This window comes from Methanosarcina mangrovi, assembly GCF_052057765.1.
In the GTDB taxonomy this organism is placed as follows: domain Archaea; phylum Halobacteriota; class Methanosarcinia; order Methanosarcinales; family Methanosarcinaceae; genus Methanosarcina.
In genome coordinates this window covers 735,563-755,870 of record NZ_CP195120.1, presented here as the reverse complement: position 1 = coordinate 755,870, position 20,308 = coordinate 735,563, and the positions used below count along the sequence as shown (strand labels likewise).

The 20,308-nt window shown below is 45.7% G+C and carries 20 protein-coding genes; 10 read left to right on the top strand and 10 right to left on the bottom strand.

Annotated elements, in window-relative coordinates:
- Nucleotides 1-136: 136 nt before the first annotated feature.
- The 7 genes from ACSAZL_RS03600 to ACSAZL_RS03570 all read right to left on the bottom strand — a co-directional run bounded on the left by ACSAZL_RS03600 (nucleotide 137) and on the right by ACSAZL_RS03570 (nucleotide 7,909).
- Complete coding sequence (locus ACSAZL_RS03600) at nucleotides 137-1,579, bottom strand: S-layer protein domain-containing protein (protein ID WP_440947373.1); 1,443 nt, start codon at nucleotides 1,577-1,579, stop codon at nucleotides 137-139.
- A 337-nt stretch (nucleotides 1,580-1,916) separates the two neighbouring features.
- Complete coding sequence (locus ACSAZL_RS03595; protein ID WP_440947372.1) at nucleotides 1,917-3,380, bottom strand: HEAT repeat domain-containing protein; 1,464 nt, start codon at nucleotides 3,378-3,380, stop codon at nucleotides 1,917-1,919.
- A 5-nt stretch (nucleotides 3,381-3,385) separates the two neighbouring features.
- Nucleotides 3,386-4,246, bottom strand: coding sequence for a hypothetical protein (locus ACSAZL_RS03590; RefSeq protein WP_440947371.1), 861 nt, complete (start codon nucleotides 4,244-4,246; stop codon nucleotides 3,386-3,388).
- On the bottom strand, nucleotides 4,243-4,872 hold the full coding sequence (locus tag ACSAZL_RS03585) for a helix-turn-helix transcriptional regulator (protein ID WP_440947370.1): 630 nt from the start codon (nucleotides 4,870-4,872) through the stop codon (nucleotides 4,243-4,245). The genes ACSAZL_RS03590 and ACSAZL_RS03585 overlap by 4 nt, the downstream gene beginning before the upstream one ends.
- Nucleotides 4,873-5,280: 408 nt before the next feature.
- Nucleotides 5,281-6,027: an acetate--CoA ligase family protein gene (locus ACSAZL_RS03580; RefSeq protein ID WP_440947369.1), complete on the bottom strand. Its 747-nt coding sequence runs from the start codon at nucleotides 6,025-6,027 to the stop codon at nucleotides 5,281-5,283.
- Nucleotides 6,028-6,102: 75 nt separating this feature from the next.
- Nucleotides 6,103-6,381: a hypothetical protein gene (locus ACSAZL_RS03575; protein WP_440947368.1), complete on the bottom strand. Its 279-nt coding sequence runs from the start codon at nucleotides 6,379-6,381 to the stop codon at nucleotides 6,103-6,105.
- 157 nt (nucleotides 6,382-6,538) lie between these two features.
- Nucleotides 6,539-7,909: a M14 family metallopeptidase gene (locus ACSAZL_RS03570; RefSeq protein ID WP_440947367.1), complete on the bottom strand. Its 1,371-nt coding sequence runs from the start codon at nucleotides 7,907-7,909 to the stop codon at nucleotides 6,539-6,541.
- Between the two features lie 821 nt (nucleotides 7,910-8,730).
- Between ACSAZL_RS03570 and ACSAZL_RS03565 the strand changes: the two genes are divergently transcribed.
- The gene (locus ACSAZL_RS03565; RefSeq protein WP_440947366.1) at nucleotides 8,731-8,898 is read left to right on the top strand and encodes a hypothetical protein; all 168 of its coding nucleotides are present in this window, start codon (nucleotides 8,731-8,733) and stop codon (nucleotides 8,896-8,898) included.
- Here ACSAZL_RS03565 and ACSAZL_RS03560 read toward each other — a convergent pair.
- A complete protein-coding gene (locus tag ACSAZL_RS03560; RefSeq protein WP_440947365.1) occupies nucleotides 8,884-10,110 on the bottom strand; it encodes an acetate kinase in 1,227 nt (408 codons plus the stop codon). The two genes, ACSAZL_RS03565 and ACSAZL_RS03560, sit on opposite strands and share 15 nt — an antisense overlap.
- A gap of 103 nt (nucleotides 10,111-10,213) precedes the next feature.
- Complete coding sequence (pta, locus tag ACSAZL_RS03555; RefSeq protein WP_440947364.1) at nucleotides 10,214-11,215, bottom strand: phosphate acetyltransferase; 1,002 nt, start codon at nucleotides 11,213-11,215, stop codon at nucleotides 10,214-10,216.
- A 255-nt stretch (nucleotides 11,216-11,470) separates the two neighbouring features.
- Between pta and ACSAZL_RS03550 the strand changes: the two genes are divergently transcribed.
- From ACSAZL_RS03550 to ACSAZL_RS03515, 8 genes are all read left to right on the top strand, one after another.
- Nucleotides 11,471-12,040: a flavodoxin family protein gene (locus ACSAZL_RS03550; protein WP_440947363.1), complete on the top strand. Its 570-nt coding sequence runs from the start codon at nucleotides 11,471-11,473 to the stop codon at nucleotides 12,038-12,040.
- 237 nt (nucleotides 12,041-12,277) lie between these two features.
- On the top strand, nucleotides 12,278-14,047 hold the full coding sequence (locus ACSAZL_RS03545; protein ID WP_440947362.1) for a chloride channel protein: 1,770 nt from the start codon (nucleotides 12,278-12,280) through the stop codon (nucleotides 14,045-14,047).
- Between the two features lie 420 nt (nucleotides 14,048-14,467).
- Nucleotides 14,468-15,298, top strand: coding sequence for an alpha/beta fold hydrolase (locus ACSAZL_RS03540; RefSeq protein WP_440947361.1), 831 nt, complete (start codon nucleotides 14,468-14,470; stop codon nucleotides 15,296-15,298).
- A 143-nt stretch (nucleotides 15,299-15,441) separates the two neighbouring features.
- Nucleotides 15,442-15,924 carry a DUF1579 family protein gene (locus ACSAZL_RS03535; RefSeq protein WP_440947360.1) on the top strand — a complete coding sequence of 161 codons (483 nt, stop codon included), beginning with the start codon at nucleotides 15,442-15,444 and terminating at the stop codon, nucleotides 15,922-15,924.
- Nucleotides 15,925-16,019: 95 nt separating this feature from the next.
- Nucleotides 16,020-16,394 carry a nuclear transport factor 2 family protein gene (locus ACSAZL_RS03530; RefSeq protein WP_440947359.1) on the top strand — a complete coding sequence of 125 codons (375 nt, stop codon included), beginning with the start codon at nucleotides 16,020-16,022 and terminating at the stop codon, nucleotides 16,392-16,394.
- A gap of 150 nt (nucleotides 16,395-16,544) precedes the next feature.
- A complete protein-coding gene (locus ACSAZL_RS03525) occupies nucleotides 16,545-16,877 on the top strand; it encodes an amidase family protein (RefSeq protein ID WP_440947358.1) in 333 nt (110 codons plus the stop codon).
- Nucleotides 16,878-16,883: 6 nt separating this feature from the next.
- Nucleotides 16,884-17,963, top strand: a complete 1,080-nt coding sequence (locus tag ACSAZL_RS03520) for a winged helix DNA-binding domain-containing protein (RefSeq protein WP_440947357.1) — start codon at nucleotides 16,884-16,886, stop codon at nucleotides 17,961-17,963.
- Between the two features lie 38 nt (nucleotides 17,964-18,001).
- Nucleotides 18,002-18,532 carry a DUF1697 domain-containing protein gene (locus tag ACSAZL_RS03515; RefSeq protein WP_440947356.1) on the top strand — a complete coding sequence of 177 codons (531 nt, stop codon included), beginning with the start codon at nucleotides 18,002-18,004 and terminating at the stop codon, nucleotides 18,530-18,532.
- A gap of 212 nt (nucleotides 18,533-18,744) precedes the next feature.
- Here ACSAZL_RS03515 and ACSAZL_RS03510 read toward each other — a convergent pair whose 3' ends face one another.
- Nucleotides 18,745-18,984 (bottom strand): hypothetical protein, encoded by a 240-nt coding sequence (locus ACSAZL_RS03510; protein WP_440947355.1) that lies wholly within the window; start codon nucleotides 18,982-18,984, stop codon nucleotides 18,745-18,747.
- A 439-nt stretch (nucleotides 18,985-19,423) separates the two neighbouring features.
- On the opposite strand from ACSAZL_RS03510, the gene ACSAZL_RS03505 reads away from it, so the two are divergent.
- On the top strand, nucleotides 19,424-20,239 hold the full coding sequence (locus tag ACSAZL_RS03505) for an alpha/beta fold hydrolase (RefSeq protein ID WP_440947354.1): 816 nt from the start codon (nucleotides 19,424-19,426) through the stop codon (nucleotides 20,237-20,239).
- Nucleotides 20,240-20,308 lie beyond the last annotated feature (69 nt).

Genomic DNA, 20,308 nt, shown 5'->3' with positions numbered 1-20,308 from the left:
TTTTTCTGAAAACTGAATGATAATTTACAATTAAATGATCACTTGTTTTTCTGAAAACTGAATGATAATTTACAATTAAATGATCACTTGTTTTTCTGAAAACTGAATGGTAATTTGCATTCAGTAGGATCAGTTTTTACTTGAGTTTCATAGAAAGAGATTTCCAAAAGTTCCAGTACCAGGAAGCAGGCAATTCTGCACTTTTGTTAGTGAATTTACCCGATTCATTTTCAGAAGAAGGAGATTCAGAAAAATCAGCAGCTGAAGTATCATTAACTGAAGTATCATCAGTAACTGAAGTTTCATCAATAACCGGAGCCTTTTCGAAAACAAGGCTTCCAGGGTTAGATGCATCTATTCCGCTGATTATTTGCTCAAGTGTGAATTCTCCGAATTCATCTCCGATATTGAGGGTTCTGGCATTTGCATAGTCAATAAGCCAGACTCCATCAATCCAGACGATCCTTTTTTCTGTCCCCACGAATAAATTTTTGACATGAACTTTCATGACAACAATATTGTTTTCACCCTGAACATCGTCAAGAGCAACAGTCCATGTCCTGTTGTCATCAGTATCTATTGAGACATTTTTATCGGCGATATATTGACCGTCCCTGGTAAGTTCAAGCCAAGCCTTCTCACTGTCAATGTCAATCTCCCTGACCTCGAGAGCGTAACCCTGACCGAGGTCGAGGATTTCACCGGCTTCTAGGACTTGCGTCTGATTGCTGTCAAGAATCAGACCGGCAAGCTTGTTAACATGCGAATCCCAGATATTTCCATCAGTGGCGAACAGCGGAACATATTCAGCTTCAAATAAATCGATTACCGGATACTGTTCATCAGACCAGCTATCGCACTCATAACCGGTAGCGGTAACATTACTGGTAAGGGCAGGTTCCATACTGTTTTCGAAAACAAGACTTCCCAGATTAGATGCACCTGTTCCGTTGATGATTTCCTTTAGTGTAAACTCCCCGAGTTTATCTCCGATATTGAGGGTTCTGGCATTTCCATAGTCAATAAGCCATATACCATCAATCCTGGCGATGCAATTTTCTGCACCCACGAATATGTTGCTGACATAGACTTTCATGACAACAATATCGTTTTCACCCTGAACGTTGTCAAGGATAACATTCCACGTCTTGTTGTTATCAGTTTCAATCGAGATACTCTGGTCAGCTACATATTGTCCGTCTCTGGTTAATTCAAGCCATACATCCATATAGTCGCTACTGATTTCCTTGACTTCGAGAACATAGCCTTCACCAAGATACATTTTTTCTCCTTGTCCAAGTGTATGTGTTTCATTACTGTCAAGAATCAAACGGGCAAGCTTGTTAACATGAACATCACAGATATTTCCATTAGTTGTGAACAGCGGAACGTATTCTTCTCCACATAAATCGATTACAGGATACTGCTCATCGGACCAGCTATCGCACTCATAACCGGCAGTGGTAACATTACAAATAGTGCTTCCATCGCTAACATTGTCTGCTGCACTTACAATGCCCGCTGCAACTGCAATAAAGACGGTAAGAGCAGCCAGTAAAACTGTTGTATATTTCTTCATTTTGTCTTTCCTCTGTACTTTCTTTACGAAATACTTGAATATTTTTGGGGTGTTTTCAAAAATCTAGCATAGACTCCGTTAACAGCTGACTGTCATCGATTAAAAACCTGGGAAAATCAAAGTCGATCTCCAGGACCCCAAACATTTGAAATTATTGCTAGACTAATAAACATAAAGTGGAAAAATTCTTGCCTGTTTCGTTACTCAGTGTCATTTGAGGTGTATTTTAGATCTTTATGAAATTTGGAGTATTTGTGGAATTGATTTTAATCTTGAGATGATTTGACTCCGAAACTTACTTCATGTTTTTTCAGACTCTTATAACCCGAAAAACGGATCAGGAAGTTGAGGAGGAATTCTCCTCCCCGCCTCCCTCGAGTTTTGCGAGTGCTTCCTCCGCAGAAGTTCTGACGTATCTGTATTCTTCCATATCCACGCTGATCCGGCGCAAACCTTCGATAGCTTCGGGACCACCAAGTTCCCCAAGGGCCCGAACTTCCGCAACCCGAACTTCACTTTCCCTTTCGGTCTCCAGAGCTTTGAGGAGAGGTTCAACGGCTCCCTGATCTCCAAGTTTTCCAAGTCCCTGTGCAGCAAATTGCCTTATCCTGTAATACTCATCCCCCAGCAGTAAAATCAGGGGTTCGACTGCCCCCGGATCTCCAATTTCCACGAGGGACCTCACGACTTCTCTCTTTACATACCAGTCTGCAAGCTTAACGGAGCCAGCTTCTCTGACATCTTCATCCGAACCTGCAGAAGCCCCTGAAACGCCTGAAGTTTCAAGATGGAGAAGTTCTACAAGAGGAGCCACGGCTTCTTTGCCTCCTGCATTGCCCAGAGCCCGGATTGCAGCCATCCTCACATCCTCTTCCGGGTCTCCGAGAGCCTTGATAAGAGGCTGCTCTGTTAGAGAAGCTTCCTCACGGCCAAAACGCCCCAAGGCGAAAACAGCTGCCCTGCGAACTTCCTTGTCCCTATCATCCAGCATGCCAACAATGGGAAGGACAAGGTCCGGGTCCTGAATCCCTATAAGAGCATAGTTAGAATCCGGGTTCTGAGTCCCTATAAGGGCATAAATACTGTTAACACGGACCTTTGGATCTCTGCTGTCCAGTAATTTAAGAAGTTTTTCAACGGCTTCCTCATCCCCTGACTCTCCTACAGCATCTGCCGCATATTCCCCGAGTTCTTCGTCACTAAAAAGCTCGATAAGAGGATCAACGGCTTTCGGGTCTCCAATAGCTCGAAGAGCAGATATGGCTCTCCTGCTCACTTCTTTATTATCCTGGTTCAGGAACTCTAGAAGGGGGCCAACAGCTTCAGGCGCTTTCAATTGTTCAAGGGCAAAAATGGAATTGACTACTACCCTGTCGTCATCGTCTTTGAGAAGCTCGATAAGTGGATCTACGGCTTCCGCTGCTCCCAGGTTTCCGAGCGCTTCAGTCGAATTCATACGAACTTCCGGCTCAGGGTCCTCGAGAGTCTTTATAAGAGCTTTTGAAGCTCTGGGTTCTCCTATCCTCCCAAGGGAATAGGCGGCAAGGCTGCGAACCTGAGGATCTTCGTCTTTCAAAGCCTTTATCAGAGAATCAACCGAAGGTTCCCCTATATCAATAAGAGCATAAGCCGAAGCATAACCTACATCCAGGTCTTCATTCCCGAGGTTCCGGACCAGTTTATCCACCCTAGCCTCGAGAGGGTCCTTGCCAAGACAACCGGCACAGATTCCGGAGAACAAAAGCAAGAGAAGAAAAATTTTTGCATGCATGCAACCGAAAAGTTCACATCGCTTTACCATATGCATCACCTTCTCTCCTCTCCCGGAGGAAGTAACAACTCAGCAGAAGTCGACCTGTTCTGCCACGTCGAAGTCACATTAATCCGAAAACGGTCTCCGCTCTTTCCAACAACAACATTCTGGACTGGCATATAGGATTCTCCCGAGGGCTTTCCATATGCGATTTCCACAACTGCGTAGGGATAATCCGGCCAGGTCCAGAGAGGAGTCTTGTCATACTCCCTCACACCATAAAGCCCGGAAGATGCAAATACCAGCTCTCCGTTCTTTTCGTCTGTCACTGTCAGGTTCACGGGTATGTCTTCTGCAGAACCTGATCCTTTGTTAATAAGGTAGCCGTAGATTCTGTAAACATCAGAAGTATTCCTGCTCTTGATTTCATATTCCAGCTTCAGGGAGAGATTTTCAGGAATTTCAGGAGTAGGGATCTCTACAAGATAGGTACCTTCATCAAGAATCCTACCATCTCCAAGAACTTTCACCTTCACCGGGTATTCGCCTGGAAGTACATACCCAATCCATACGCTGACCGAATTATTTCCAGGAAGGAGGCGGATCGGCGTCTCATGAGATACAAAGTTGACATCCCACGGGTCTTCGGAATCAGAGGGAATGAGCAATCCAGAATTGGGGTGAGCCACTCCGTCACTGCCCACATACGTATTCTCGGCTTCAATCCATACGTCCACAGGCATTGAACCATTATTCTGGAGCACTATATCCAGCTGTCCCGACTCATGGACTCCAATGGGAGATGCGTTCATTTCTGCAATATGCACGTCAGTCCCTGTCCCGTAATACCAGAAAATTCCCAATAACAGTATAAGAAAGGCAGCTGAAAGCGTAATCAGAACATTTTTCTTCATTTCATCTCCCCCTTCATTCCATCATCCCTTACAAGTCCTTCAGCTATCGAAATACAGTTAGTAAGTCCATACTTCTTCTTGTCTATTATGCCTCTCCGTTCCAGATTCATAAGGACGCGGGAAACCTTAGCTTTGGAAAAATCAAGGGAATTGACCAGTTCATTCTGGAGAATTTTTCCCCCTTTATTCACAATCAGTTCTATGGCTTTCCTTTCATCTCCCTCAAGAGCCCTTAAAAGAACATCCGTAGGGTCAATATCCGGCCCAGAGGGCAAAGCCCCCTCTGAGGGAAAAACATCTTCCGAGGGAGTGTTGTAAGGAAAGAGTTCGACATTCTTTTCAAAAACGGATTCTGCTGAAGCATTTACAGTTGTTAACTTTCCTGAGGGCTCCTGTAAAGGATAAAACGACCCTGAAACCCTCAGAGACAGTAAAACCTGGGCCAGAGCCAGACCACCAAAAAAACCGGAAAAAAAGAGAATATACGCTTCTTTTACCGTGTACACATATGGTATATCTATAACCTTGAATGCATCCCCATCAAGCTGGATCACCACCGGAGTGTCTTCAAGCAGAAGATCAATGGCGACAATGCTTGACAGGAGCAGGATACCCACAGCCAGCACGAATCTTTTTCGTTCCTGGATCGTACTACCACCTCATTAACTACCTCCAGTATGTACGAAACAAATGTTATAATTTTAGTTTGACCTGAACCAGAGACGTCTCATAATTCCGAAACCACCAGTAACCGATAGCGAAAAAAATATTTTGGGCTGGCATATTGAAAAATAAGAGGATCCGCCTTAAATGTGACTGGGAATAGGCTGAGATGATAAATGAATAGTGATAAGCGATATACAAATAGGCCAGATAAAAATACTGGAAAAATGAGAGAGCAGAAAAACCGGCAGGTTACGGAGGAGTTAAGAAAAGCAAAAGGACAAAAAAGACCGGTCCTGAAAAGAAGAAATCAACTTGATCTTTCAGTAAAAGATATATTTTTTGATAAAGTGAGATTCTTCCTCAAAGCATCAATTTTTCTTCAACGTAAGTCTCATGTCAACTGCAAAAGCTCCCTTTCCCTCTTCCAGAACCATCATGGGATTGATCTCAAATTCCTCAATTTCCGGAAAATCGCAGACAAGTCTTGAGACTCTTAAAATGGTATCCACCAGGGTAGCAATATCCGAAGGTTTTTCACCCCTGGCTCCGGCAAGGAGCGGATAGGTTTTGATCCCTGTGATCATATCCCTTGCCTCTTCTTCATCCACGGGGGCGATTGCAAACTGTACGTCCTTGAGGATCTCTACGTAAACTCCGCCAAGCCCGAACATCAACATGGGCCCGAAAGCAGGATCGCGGATCATCCCGATAATTACTTCTCTGCCGTCTGAGAGCATCTGCTGCAACTGGACACCTTCAAGGGATGCATCCGGCCTTTTTTCAGGGATCGTTTCCATCATTTCGCGGTAAGCAGCCTGCACATCATCCCTATTTTGCAGGGAGAGTCTGATCCCTCCGACATCTGATTTGTGGGAAATCTGGGGAGAGACGACCTTCATCACCAGGGGATAACCTATCTCTTCTGCAGTTTTTGCAGCCTCCTCTGCAGTTTTTGCAAAGGCAGTCCGTACTACGGGAATGCCGTAAGCTTTCAGGATGTCAAAGGATTCAAGGCCAAGTATGTGCTGATTTTTTGCTCTGGCAGCCTCAATTATTCTGGCTGCTGCATCCCTATTTAATTCGAATTCAGGATAGATAAGACCAGACGGTTTCATAATCATATGATAGCGTCAGGACAGTTATTTACTTCGCTATTAGACAGTTATTTACTTCGCTATTATTTTACTTCACTATTTACGGTCTGACCGATCTCCGGGTGATAAGGAAAGGCCGGGTACACCCTTCCTTCTCTCCTTTGCGACCTCTGCAGTATTGGCAATAATCTCTATCTGATATCCTTTTTTGGATAGATTTTCAATCTGCTCGTCTGAAAGCAGCCCGTGAATCTCAAACAGATAATCATCAAGCTGCTTTGCAGTTTTGCTAAAGACGTCAAGATCATGCAACCGTTGAAGATCGCGCAGCAGATCCCACGTGCTGGCATGAATCCTGACAATATAATGGCCCATATGACTCAGTCCTTCACTCAACGATGTTTATTTGGGAGTAAAGCACTCGAAACTGCCAGTTAAGGGTAAGTTAGCGAGACAAAACCCTTCACATTGCGGGCTTCTTTCTGGTCCGGTTTTTTCATGCATTATAGACAGATGTCACGACCCTCCCTGATCATACCCCGACCATAACACCCTTACCAGCCTGTACATCCGCACTGCTGCTCACGGCCCAGCAAAGTTCGCCCATCGCAGCGCAGACGTCTTTGATGATGTTGTTCATCTCACTAAAGGGTGGAACAAACTCCTTACCGAATTCTATTGTGTAGGTGTATACCTTCCTGTTCAACCCGTTCACGATATGGCGGCTAAATACATAATCATCTGATGTCGCTGATGTAGGATAAAGCCCGACAGCCTGCTGGACGGTGTAGATCTTACCGCGGACGGCTGCCAGTGCCCCGTTCATGCGGTGAGCCAGGCCTACAGCCGTGTCCTGCTCAGGAGAAGGTATGAACTCTCCGTAACTATCGTTCGGAATCCCTCGCTTTCCGTCATATACAGGATTCAGGAAGTTTTGTTCGGGATAGGTAGTCTGGTTATCGTCATCTCCCCAGCTGTACAGGATAAGTTCGCTGTAACTGTGTATATCCACGAAGTAACCAATATTCTTGTAGGTGTCGAACAAATAGCGAACATTGCGTGTCTCTGGCTCGGAAAATGCACTTTCCCCTTTATACGTGTAACTGGCCGGACTGGAAGAGGTCCCAATCCCGCTGTCCCACAAGAAATCGAAATTCCTGTTTAAGTCCACACCCGGCGTGGAAGGACCGACAGCGGTGTTCGGATTGCGGTTCTTGCGCCACCATACATCCCGGGTCTGGCTGTAGTTCTTACCGTCCGGGTTCACATCAGGGAACACAAACAGATCAATGTTTTCAAGAATCGTGTGGATCTGATCTGCAGTGAAGCTCTTCCCTCCGTAGGTTATCCCGCTGTTGGCACGGTAAGCATTGATGAGATTGACCAGGAAAGTTATACAGATATCCGAACCTCCCCACTCTCTTGCGTGCATACTGCCTGTGAACAATACGCCAACCCGATTCGTATTCGTCCCGGCGCGAACACGGACAGCACGAGAGGTTCGATTCTCCCAGCTATGATGCGGGAGTTCGATGAGGGTCACGAGATCGGGATGCAGGGCCTCGAGGCTGATAAGAGCAGATTCAACCTCATCCGCAGTCATGTAGCCCAGTACAGCACGCTCTTCAAACCTGGAGACCCCGGGTGCTCCAGCAAAGCGATTAACTTGTGACACATCCTGTACTCTTTCCGCAGCGACTTTCGAGAGATCGGAAATGACCTCCACTATATAGCCTGCCGACTCAACCTGTTTAATCTGTTCATCCGTCAGGACCCCCGGAACCATTAAGCGGTCGGTAGCCAACTTTTGTGCAGCACGATACTTTAAATCAAGATCGAATCTCTCCAGCGCCCTCAACTCTTCAAGGGTTCTGGCGATTATCTGGACCGAATAGGTTGTCATTTAAATACCCCCCTTTGCCATGGCGCTGCCGGCGAGCAGAAGACACATAGCCGTTTATATCATCTTCGCTACGGGACGACTGCCAGTTTCCCAGCAACTCCACGGCACATCAAACACGATTCTCATCAGGAAAACAGGTTCGCTACGGACGGAAGTCGGTGACAAGCCGGTATTTTAAGTTACTTTCGACAACGTCACAAAATATATCCTGTTTTCAAGAAGGCTTTTTCTGGAACCCGACAGATACCCGGGAGAAAGTCCTACTGACACCAGGCACGAATAAGCCGATTCAAACAGCAAGCGATAACGCGGACGAAATACCCGAAAACTGTCCGTACGGTTCCCGGGAGAATCGACTCAATGTGTCCTGTACGAGATTAGTTGTAATTTCCATGCCGGGATTCCCATCACTATCGGGTACCATAATGCCTGGTGCTTCGATTCCGACCTGCACCCTTAACCTGTACCTTAACCCGTATCACCTAACCTGTATCCCCGAAATAGATATGTTGATTTTTATATAAATATACTTGTTATCGAATCAACAATCCAAATTATTAACAATTAAAAAAATTGCTGGCCATTGTTAAGAATTTAACTGGTCATAGTTAGGATTTAGTTTTTTTTTCCTCATTTTTTTGGATCTGATTCCTCTTTTCAGATTACAGGGCTGCAGAAAAAAACCAGAAATACGGTTTGATATTTGAAAAATTACACCGAATTGTGTAACAGGCAATAAAAAATAATTTTACTGAAATAAAAGTTAAAGTAGAACATAGGCAAAATCAGAGTATGTTTAGAACTCAGTTGCGGAAATAGAAATGGAAATAGAGATAGAAATGGAAATAGAAATAGAAATGGAAATAGAAATAGAAATGGAAATAGAAATAGAAATAGAAATGGAAATAGAAATGGAAATAGAAAAAGGAAAGGAAATAGAAAAAGGAAAGGAAAAGGAAAAATATCCTTTACCCTCAGATAGGTACTGAGCTGTGCAACTTTATTTCGGTCTCACAGATTTCTTTTGTGTCCCTTGCAATGGTCAGTTCTTCGTTGGTCGGGATAACAAGCACCCTTATTTTTGCATCTGGAGTACTGATGTCGATTTCCTGACCCCTGATCTTGTTCTTTTCTTCATCGATCTCTATGCCGAGACCATCAAGGTTGGAAAGGATTCTCTTCCTGATGCTTGCGCTGTTTTCCCCGATACCCGCAGTAAAGACTATTGCATCTGCACCATTGAGCACGGCTATATACTCACCGATGACCTTCTTAATCTTGTATGCAAAGATTTCAAGGGCGAGTTCGGCTCTCTGGTTGCCTTTGGAAGCTGCTTCATCGAGATCCCTGAAGTCGTTGCTGAGCCCGGAAACTCCAAGCACACCTGACTTCTTGTTCATGAGGGTATCGATTTCTCGGGTTGTAAGGCCTTCTTTTTCCATAACGAAGGGGACTACTGCCGGGTCAATCGAACCGCACCTGGTACCCATTGCAACTCCTTCGAGCGGGGTAAAGCCCATTGTGGTCTCAACGGATTTTCCGCCCTTAACGGCCGTAATGCTTGAGCCGTTCCCGAGGTGGCAGGTGACGACCTTGACTTCTTCTTCGGGTTTTCCGAGCATAGCGGCAGCCCTTCTGGCAACGTAAAAGTGAGAAGTGCCGTGGAAGCCGTATTTTCTGATCCCATACTTTTCGTACAGTGCGTACGGCAGAGCATACATGTAGGCATAGGCCGGGATTGTCTGGTGGAATGCTGTATCAAAGACAGCAACCATCGGGACACCTGGCATGATTTCCTGACAGGCAGTAATTCCCATCATGTTCGGAGGGTTGTGAAGAGGAGCCAGTTCAAAGCAGTCCTTGATTGCCTGTTCTACGCCTTCGTCAATCAAAGCCGAGGAAGTGAACTTTTCTCCACCGTGCACAACTCTGTGCCCGACTGAATTGATTTCGTCCATACTACTGATGACACCGAACTCGGAATCCGTGAGAGCCTTGACGACTTCCTCAAGGGCAACCTTGTGGTTAGGAAGGTCGGTCTGCTTTTCCAGTTTCTTGCCGTCAGACCTCTTCTGGGTAATGATCGAGTTGTCGATGCCTATCCTCTCACAGAGCCCTACTGCAAGAGGGGACTCGTTTGTCATATCAATTAATTGATATTTGAGAGAAGAACTCCCTGCGTTTATAACCAGTACTTTCATGTGTAAACCCCAGTTCAATCCATTGTTTTCCAATCACATTTAGAGTTTCCGGATAGAATTATTATGTATGAAAGTTAATAAAACGCTTCCGAAACGTTTTCGATTATTTGTCCTGGGCTGCGGCCTGGACACAGGTAATCGCAACAGCACCGACAATATCTTCGTCGCTGCATCCTCTGGACAGGTCATTAATCGGCTTTGCCAGTCCCTGGGTGATAGGACCGTATGCTTCAGCCTTGGCAAGCCTCTGGGCGATCTTGTATGCGATGTTTCCAACGTTCAGATCCGGGAAGATAAAGACGTTGGCTTTACCTGCGACAGGGCTTCCGGGAGCCTTTGAAGCTGCAACTTTGGGGACAATTGCTGCGTCAACCTGAAGTTCTCCATCGATTGCTACATCAGGGGCGAGTTCCTGTGCAAGCTTTGTGGCAGCGACTGTTGCCTCGGTCAGTTTGCTGTGTGCACTTCCTTTGGTGGAGTAGGAAAGCATTGCAACATATGGAGTGTCCTGAACCAGCAGTTCGAAGGTCTTTGCAGAAATAACTGCAATGTTTGCAACATCCTCTACACTTGGCATTTCAACCATACCCGAGTCGGCAAAGAGGAATGTCCCATCGGATCCGTATTCGCAGTCAGGTACGGCAATGATGAAGAAAGCGGATGCAAGTGCTGCGCCTGGAGCAGTCTTAACTATCTGGACAGCAGGTCTCAGGGTGTCTGAAGAAGAGTGGGCAGCGCCTGATACTACTCCGTCTACTTCTCCGAGTTTGGCCATCATAACGGCGAAGTAAACGTAATCGCTCATAATTTCAGCTGCACTTTCGGGGGTGACGCCTTTGTGCTTTCTCAGCTCATAGAAAGTGTTAATGTATTCGTCTTTTTTCTCATAGGTTTTCGGATTTACAATTTTTGCTTTCGAGAGATCAAGATCTCCTGCGAGCGCCTTAATGTCGGCTTCATCACCGACAAGGACAACTTTTGCAATACCTCTTTCAAGGATCTTGGCAGCTGCCTGGAGGGTTCTTATATCTTCAGTTTCAGGTAAAGCGATTGTCTTGTTGAGTTTTTTTGCTCTTTCACTGATCTTCTCTAAAAATGTTACCAATCAACCAACCTCCTATATAATTAGAGTAATTTAAGTTAGCTGGGTCTTGATATATAAATTTACGTAAAAAGCATAGGCGAATATATAAAAATAAGAAATATATATTTCAAACACCCAGTATATATTTCGAATTAGATATTAATTCCCAAAATATATAAATATTTGAGATAAGTGTTACGCCAAAGGTGTAGAATTAAAACAATTGTTATGAATATAAATGACAAATTGATATAAAAGAATTCCGGAATGATACGAATGAAAATATTAGGGATTTCAGGCAGCCCGAGAAGGGGTCAGAACTGTGAGAAAATGATTGGAGTTGCTCTCGAGCTTGCAAAAGAAAGGGGTTTTGATACCGATATCGTTTTACTCTCAAACGAGGATATTGCCCCCTGCAAAGCGTGCGGAGCCTGCAGAGAAAAGGATTTCTGCGTGATCGATGACGATATGGGGGCAGTTTATGAAAAGATGAGGGCAGCCGACGGCATAATTGTTGCAGCCCCAGTATATATGGGAAATTACCCTGCCCAGCTCAAAGCTCTTTTTGACAGGAGTGTCCTGCTTCGCCGCAAAGACTTTGCACTCAAAAATAAAGTTGGAGCAGCTCTTTCAGTTGGAGGCTCAAGAAACGGAGGACAGGAAAAAACCATTCAATCCATCCACGACTGGATGCACATTCACGGGATGATTGTGGTCGGAGACAACGCCCACTTCGGCGGAATTACCTGGAACCCGGCAGAGGAAGATGCCGTAGGGATGCAGACTGTTTCCGAAACTGCAAAAAAAATCTGTGATGTGCTGGAACTTATTCGGAAAAATAGATAAATAACAATAGCTATAAATTCAATAAGTCGAAAAAGAATAAAAGAAAAAATATGATTTTCAGAGGAAGGAACTGGTCAAATAAACAAATTTATATATTTTTAAAAGATACATTTAAATAAATGCTCGAAATCTTCTGGGGCAGAAAAAAATTTTCAGGAAAATAAAATTCAGAGCCCTGAAGATTTGTTTTTGCAAAGAGAGTTTCAAGCACAAAAAATTCCCTCGAGGCGCGAACATTTGGAAGTTGATCCAGAGTCCAGATTCAGATTCCACAGCATAAGAGAATACCCAAGGCTAATGGAGTATATCACCCGATTTGATACCGAAGCTACAAGGGTTAACTCAATTGCAATTCTAATCGGACTCCTGACAGGCCTCGTAATAGGAGTTTATGACCGCACCCTCCAGTACAGTAATACTCTTTTCGGGATGCAGCAGGGATCCTCTTTACACGAGTTCCCATACTATTATGTAATATTAATGCCTGCCCTCGGAGGGCTGCTGGTAGGGTTAATCTCCCACTTCCTTATAAAAAAGAGATATGGCGTTGAAGGGCTTATAGAAACCGTAACCCTCCGAGGAGCAAGGATTAAGCTAAGGGATGCTTTTCTGGAAGTCTTTGCTTCAATAATCACTATCAGCTCGGGAGGCGCTCTGGGAAAAGAAGCCCCGGGAGTCCTTGCCGGGGCCGGGACAGGTGCTCTTGTGGGGAGAATCCTGAAGAGCCCGGAAAGACAGCTCCAGACTCTTCTCGGTTGCGGGGCTGCCGGCGGGATTGCAGCCGCATTCAACGCTCCGCTTGCAGGTGTGGTTTTTGTAGTAGAGGTAATTTACGGAGAACTTGAAACCAGGACTTTTATTCCGATAGTAATCTCCTCGGTCTTTGCAACCCTGGTCTCAAGCACGCTTTTCGGGATAAAACCTATCCAGATCTCCCCCTATCAGCTGGTCAGCCCCTACAAAGAACTCGGGCTCTACCTTGTCCTTGGCCTCCTTGCAGGGCTTGTCTCGATATTGCTGATCCGGACACTCTATTACACAAAAGATCTCTTTTCGGAAATCCCCCTCCATCCGGTCTTCAAACCTGCTCTGGGAGGGCTTGCAGTAGGGGTAATCGGCTTTTTTTACCCCAGAGTCCTGGGAATGGGCTATAATGTAATAATGGATGCCCTGAACAACGAGTTTACCTTCCAGCTCCTGCTTGTCCTGCTCTTCCTCAAGATCATTGCCTTTTCCCTGAGCCTGGGCTCGGGAGGTTCGGGAGGAACGATTGTCCCCTCCCTTTTCGCTGGTGCGATGTTAGGAGGAGCTTTCGGGACAGCCGCAAATGTACTGTTCCCGGGGACAATAGCAGAATCGGGGGCCTATGCAATGGTCGGGATGGGTGCAGTCTTTGCCGGGACTGCCCGGGCTCCTCTTACCGCTATCCTGATCCTTTTTGAGATTACCAGGGACTATAGTCTCATCCTCCCCCTCATGTTTGCCTGCGTGCTGAGTAACGTGATGTCAAATGCCATTTATTCCGAGTCCATTTTCACGGAAGGGCTCCGCAGGAGAGGGTTTAAGATAAGGAAAGGCCGGGAAGTCGACATCATGGTCTCCATGCTTGTAAAAGATGCCATGGTCACACATGTCCAGACCGTCTCCGAAGAAAAGAATGTGGGCACCCTTATCGCCCTCATGCAGGCAAGCCGTCACGCAGGTTTTCCTGTCCTTGACTCCAAAGGCAAACTCTCGGGGATAGTTACACTCTCAGACCTCCGGAGCAAAGTAAAGTACGGAGAAGTCGACAAAAAGATAGGGGAGATAGCCACTCACGATGTGGAAATCGCCTATCCAGACGAAACCCTTGAAGCCGTCCTCAAACGCCTTGGCTCAAAGCAAATAGGCAGGCTCCCGGTAGTGGACCGCCTGGATAAAACTAAACTCCTCGGCCTCATCACCCGGAGTGACATTGTAAATTCGTATAACAAGAAAGTCGTGGAAAAAGTCCGGGACACCGACTGAAAACAACAGCCTGGAAAAGCCCCGGACAAAAAAACGCTTCGATTATATTCGCTTGATATTTTTAGCCGCATGTTGTTAGTTGCCTTTATAACCAGGCTCTTCACAGGCTGCTAACAGGCATTTCTGACCTCTTCAAGGTATTTCTGGACCTCTTTGAGGCGTTCTTCTTCTCCCAACATAGTAGCTTTTTTGTAGGACGCTGTTTATAATTATGAAGGGGATAGGATACAGAGTAGACTATATAACGTATTATCGGATGGCCTGGAAAAGGGAATTAAGTTTTCATACATAGGTCTGGTTACTGGAAAATACTCTGGTCTGGCCCTTCAATGAATCACGAGAGTCGGGGGGAAAGCATGGACCTACCTGAATGTGGAAAGTGCTAGCTTGCGAAAAAAAATCTTTTTTGGAGAATTCATCATGACAAAGAATGCGACTGATGAAAGGAACAAGGAAGTTGCAAGCAACTATGCTTGCGTTAATGGTCTCAATATGTACTACGAACTGCACGGAACCGGCAGACCGCTTATCCTGCTTCATGGCGGCGTCGGTGCGAGCGAAATGTTTGGCCCGATCCTGCCAAAACTTGCTGAAAACAGGCAGGTCGTCGCAGTCCATTTACAGGCCCACGGGAGGACAACCGACATCGACCGACCTCTAAGCTTTGAGTTAATGGCCGATGACATTGCGGCACTGGTGAAACACCTGGGAAGTGAAAAGGCCGATATCATGGGCTACTCTCTCGGCGCTGGCGTTGCCCTGCAGACCGCCATCAGGCACCCGGATCTGGTCCGCAAGCTCGTGGTCGTCTCAGCTCCCGTCAAGCGGGACGGATGGCACCCCGAGGTTATGGAAGGCATGGCACGGATGGGCCCGGAGACTGTAAAAGCCATAAAGCAGAGCCCACTCTACCAGCTCTATCCCGAAACCGACTGGGAAGTGCTCTTCACCAAACTTGTCGACTTGCTCGGGAAGGACTATGACTGGTCGAAAGACGTGGCTGCGATTAAGTCCCCCACGAGGATCATCTTCGCGGATGCGGATGCTGTACGTATGGCACACATAATGGAGTTCTTCGCACTATTTGAAGGCGGACAGCGGGATGCCGGCATGGACGGTTCCTACCGGCCGATGGCACAGCTTGCTATTCTGCCGGGTGTGACTCATTATAATGTCTTATCTTTCCCCTCAATGACCGCCCTCATAACAAAATTCCTCGACGAGCCCGCGCCTGAGGTCGAACGAGTATGAACTTACAGGTTGCCTGAACGAACCAGGAAACTAAGGGGAAAAAAGAAGAATAAATTCATTGACGGTCAGTAGGTCACGAACTCATGGTTTTCGGAGCACAGTAGTAGATAGAAAGGAAGGAGGAATGTAGAAAGGAAGGAGGAATGATTATTTCAGACAACAATACGCAACTCCAACAGCAACCTGAACCTGATCCCGCACTCAAGCGCCTGGAAGGATTTGTCGGCACGTGGAGTATAAAAGGTCGTACGCTCGACTCTAAGGTCGATAACGTATCTGGGCGGACTACTTTTGAGTGGCTACCGGGACGATTCTTTCTAAAACAGAGCTTCGAGGCTGACTTCATGGGTATGAAAATCCAGAGCCTGGAACTCATCGGCTACGACCCGGCGAGCGATACATTCCCTTCACTTGTCTATTCCAACCTGGCAGGGGTTCCGATTCCATATAGATATGACGTTAAAGGCAAAAGTGTAACAATCACTACGGATCTCGGGGGAGGGGCAAGGATGACAGGTAAAATCAGTGAGGACGGCAGTACGTTCTCTGGCGGCTGGAGACCTAACCCGGGAAAGGGAGACCCCGGAAATGTAGCATACGACTTTGTCGGAACCCGGATAAAATGAATATCGTAGGGCAGGATTTGGCACATTCCGGCAGTTAATCCTGTAAAAACCAATAAATTCATAGAAAAAAATTCGCCGCCAAAAAGGAACTCCATATGAACAAAGACGAACAGAAAGCTATTGTCCTTCAATTTAATGAGTATATTAATAAGCAAAAAATAGATGAGCTAGCAACGTTAATGACAGATGACCATACATTCATTGATTCTGCCAATAACATTATTCATGGTAAAGAAAAGACACTGGAAGCCTGGGGAAGATTCTTTGCGTTTTTTCCCGATTATCGAAACATCTTTGAGGACTTCCAGCTCCGAAATGGTTTTGTCGTGATAATCGGACACTCGATCTGCTCTGATAAACGACTGGATGGACCAGTTCTCTGGAAAGCCAGAGTAAAAGGCAATAAAGTTGCAGAGTGGCATGTTTACGATTGCACATCTGAAAACCGAAAACAGCTGGATATTAGGTAAGAAATATTATTTATTGACAAAAATATTAATAAAAACTTAAATTTTCGCTAAAAAGTAAAATTATTTTTGATTTTGAGAGCTGGTTTGGCTCGCTAAAAACTTGAAAATGGCAAGATTTGGAAAGCACCAGATTTCAAACAGTGATGAATAATGATTGAAGACTATCATTATTTTAGTATCGCAGAAGCAAGCGAACCGATACGCCGGAAAAAAATATCGCCTGCAGAACTCGTTACAGGATGTTTGAAACGAATAGAGCAACTCAATTCGGTGCTTAATGCTTTTATCACGATGACGGCCGACCAGGCGTTGCAAGAAGCAAAAAAAGCCGAACAGGAAATAGAAAATGGCCAGTGGAAAGGCCAGTTGCACGGCATTCCTACTGGCATCACAGGCGAAAAAAGGGTTCTGGATATAACGTGTGTATTTCAGCAATCGACAGACTGGCATCTGAAACACCAATTGACTAATAATCCAGATTAAAAGGAAATGAACGCTTCAGAAGTTATCAAACTGCGTCTTCATAACACCGGTTTAAGTCATTCTCCGTTTAAAAGTGTAGCTGATGCTGTTTCACATCTGGGTGCGGTTCAGGCACAGAATTTTGCCGCTGCCAAATGGGCGCTCGGGCTCCGTATTAAAAATTCGACCGATGAAGACATTGAAAAAGCTTTCAACGAAGGTACAATCCTGCGCACTCATGTGATGCGGCCTACCTGGCATTTTGTCGTGCCAGAGGATATCCGCTGGATGCTTGAGTTAACGGCCCCGCGAGTGAAAGCACTTCTTGCGCATTACAATCGGAAAATCGAACTCGATGACGCTTTGCTTGCCAGAAGCAATGCAGCAGTTGCCAGGGCACTGCAGGGCCATACATATCTCACCCGGCAAGAGCTTAAAACGGTGTTAACGAATACGGGCATCGAAACCGACGTTCAACGCCTGGCCCACATCATCATGTGGGCGGAACTGGACGGATTGATTTGCAGCGGACCGAGGCGTGGGAAACAATTTACCTATGCACTTCTGGAAGAACGCGTGGGGGAAGAAAAAAAACTGAGTAGAGAACAGGCTCTTGCCAGACTGGCGCTAAACTATTTTACAGGTCACGGACCAGCTCAGCTGAAGGACTTTTCCTGGTGGTCGGGACTTGCTGTTAAAGACGCAAAAGTTGCCCTCGATTTAATCGAATCAGAGTTAAAGCAAGCAACGTTTGACGGCAAGACATATTATTGGTCCTCTACTCAAACAGGAGCAGCAACACCGAAGATGCCATCCGCATTTTTACTCTCGATTTATGACGAATACACGATTGCCTATAAAGACAGAAGCGATATCAGTGAAGCGCGAGACATTGAGAAAATGATCTCAATGGGTAACGCTTTAACTGCAGTTATCATCTTAAACGGCAAAGTGGCAGGTACCTGGGATAAAACTTCGAAGAAAAATATAATTGAAATCAGGCTAAATCCGTTTCGGAAATTGAAAAAAGATGAACAAGAGGCATTGGAATCCGAGGTTGCTCGATATGGAAAGTTTGTGGGAATCCCTGCAGTTCTCGTTAAATAACTGACAGAATACGTAACTTATGATAAAATATGCAGCCAATGACAGAATATGTAGCCTTTTTGCGAGGCGTTAATAGTGGCAAGAATCCAGCGGTAAAAATGGAGGTTTTACGAAAGGCCTTTGAAGCTCCTGGTTTCAAGAATATCAGGACGATACTTGCCAGCGGGAATGTACTCTTTGAAACCGATTACACAGATGAGAATATACTGGAACAAAAAATAGAAAAAATGCTTCAAGAGACGATTGGTTTTAATAGCGACGTCATCGTCCGTACAATTGATGACCTTCACAAACTCGCTCTTTTAAACCCGTTCAAAACTACTGAAGTAACCCAACACACCAGATCCTGTGTAACGTTCGTAAAAGGGAGACCAGAGACAAGTCTTAGATTTCCGGCGAGAGGAAAAGGCTATACGATTTTGGGGATTTTTAATGGCGTTGTGTGCAGCGTTGTGGATCTTTCGGAAGTAAAAACGCCCTCTTTAATGCAAATACTTGATAAAGAATTCGGAAAAGGTATTACCACAAGAAACTGGAACACAGTGGAGAGAATATTGAAAGTCAGTTAAAAGTTCATGTTAATCTTTGACCGACGTAATATTTGACCAACGCCTCAGCTCACTGGTACGAGCCCACTATCCTGCGGCTGAGCCGTACCTATAGTGAGGCCGATATTCTCCGTATATTTCGTTATCTTTTTCTTAGTGTCTGTCTTTTGACAGTGATTAAGCACCTTGTCGTTCCGGATGCCTGAAGACCATCAGCTCGCCATGGACATACTTCATTGATTCCCATCCCCGGTCCGAAGCGCCAGTGTGATTACTCCGGTAACGCCCGGAACCTGTGCAAAATCGAGGAGGGCATTTCCAAGGTCAACAGGAGAATTCGCAGCAATATGCAGAATCACGCCGAATCCGGGCGCATTTCCTATCACCAGTTGTTTAGCGTTCCCCAGAGAAAGGCTTTTGAGAGCTTCTTCACTCACTTCTTGTCCTTCGATCAAAACCAAACTTAGTATCATGTTATTTCCTCCCAACAGTTAGTTTCGACAGCCGCAGCTTAACGTCAAAGTTCAGCGGCTGGCCGTTTATCGGCATCTGCTGGAGCGTCCTGTTATGGATATTTTTCAGCTACCAGGCCGATTATTACTATTTTTATTATTACTTTGGCCTTTTTGGTGCAAGAATCTTAGATTGAGAATTTCTCCAATTTTACTCAACCGATTTTGATTCGAGAATCCCAGGGTTCTAGCGCTTAACAGTAATCCCGGAATTCACCATAAAAAATAGGATTTTCGCATGCTCATGTAAAACACGACAGATATTAGACGACAGATATTAGTCATCAATACGAAAATAATCAGTATTGAATGTAGCAGAAAAATAATTCAGGATTAAAGGTATCCAAATAATTAAAACTCCCGATTATCAATTAGCCCTGATAAGAAAGGAGAAATCACCGTGACAGAGGACAAGATAGCAAATGCCGACGAGAGTGGTTACGCGTTGGTAAATGATCTCAATATGTATTACGAAATTCACGGCACCGGCAAGCCGCTCGTCTTATTTCACGGCGCTTTGTCAGCAACTGACACCTCTTTTGGAAAGCTTCTGCCGTCCCTTGCCAGGACGCGGCAGGTCATCGTTATCGAGCAGGCTCATGGGCATACGGCTGGTGCCGGTCGCCCGCTAACCATAAAACAAATGGCAGACGATACGGTCTCTCTTCTCAGGCAGCTCAATATTGAGAATGCCGATTTCTTCGGCTACAGCCTGGGAGCCGGAATCGCTCTGTATATAGCCATCCGGTACCCGGATCTGGTGCGAAAGCTCGTGGTCGCTTCGGTTACCTACAACAATAGCGGATTCCGCCCCGGGCTCCTTGCAGGAATGGAGAAACTGAAACCCGAAAATTTGGCTGGTACCCCATGGCAGGAGGAATACGCCAGCATAGCTCCGAATCCGGAAGATTGGCCCACGCTGGTCGAAAAAGTGAAACAACTGGATCTGCATATTCCGGACTTGCCGGCTGAGGGGGGTCAGTCGATAAAGGCACCCACCCTGGTGATAGTCGGGGATTCCGATATCGTACTCCCCGAGCACGCCGTAGAGATGTTTCGCCTGCTCGGTGGCGTCCCGGAAGACATCGATAGCATTCCATACTCCCAGCTTGCAGTGCTCCCGGGTACGGCTCACGTTACATTAATGGAACACTCCGATTGGCTGCTTTCAATGATCGGAAGGTTTCTTGACTCGACAGTGCCGGATATGAAGTGATCGACTATTCCGGAAGGCTAAAGATAAATCGTAGTTCATAAACGAAGAAAAGTCCCCTGACAAAAGAAT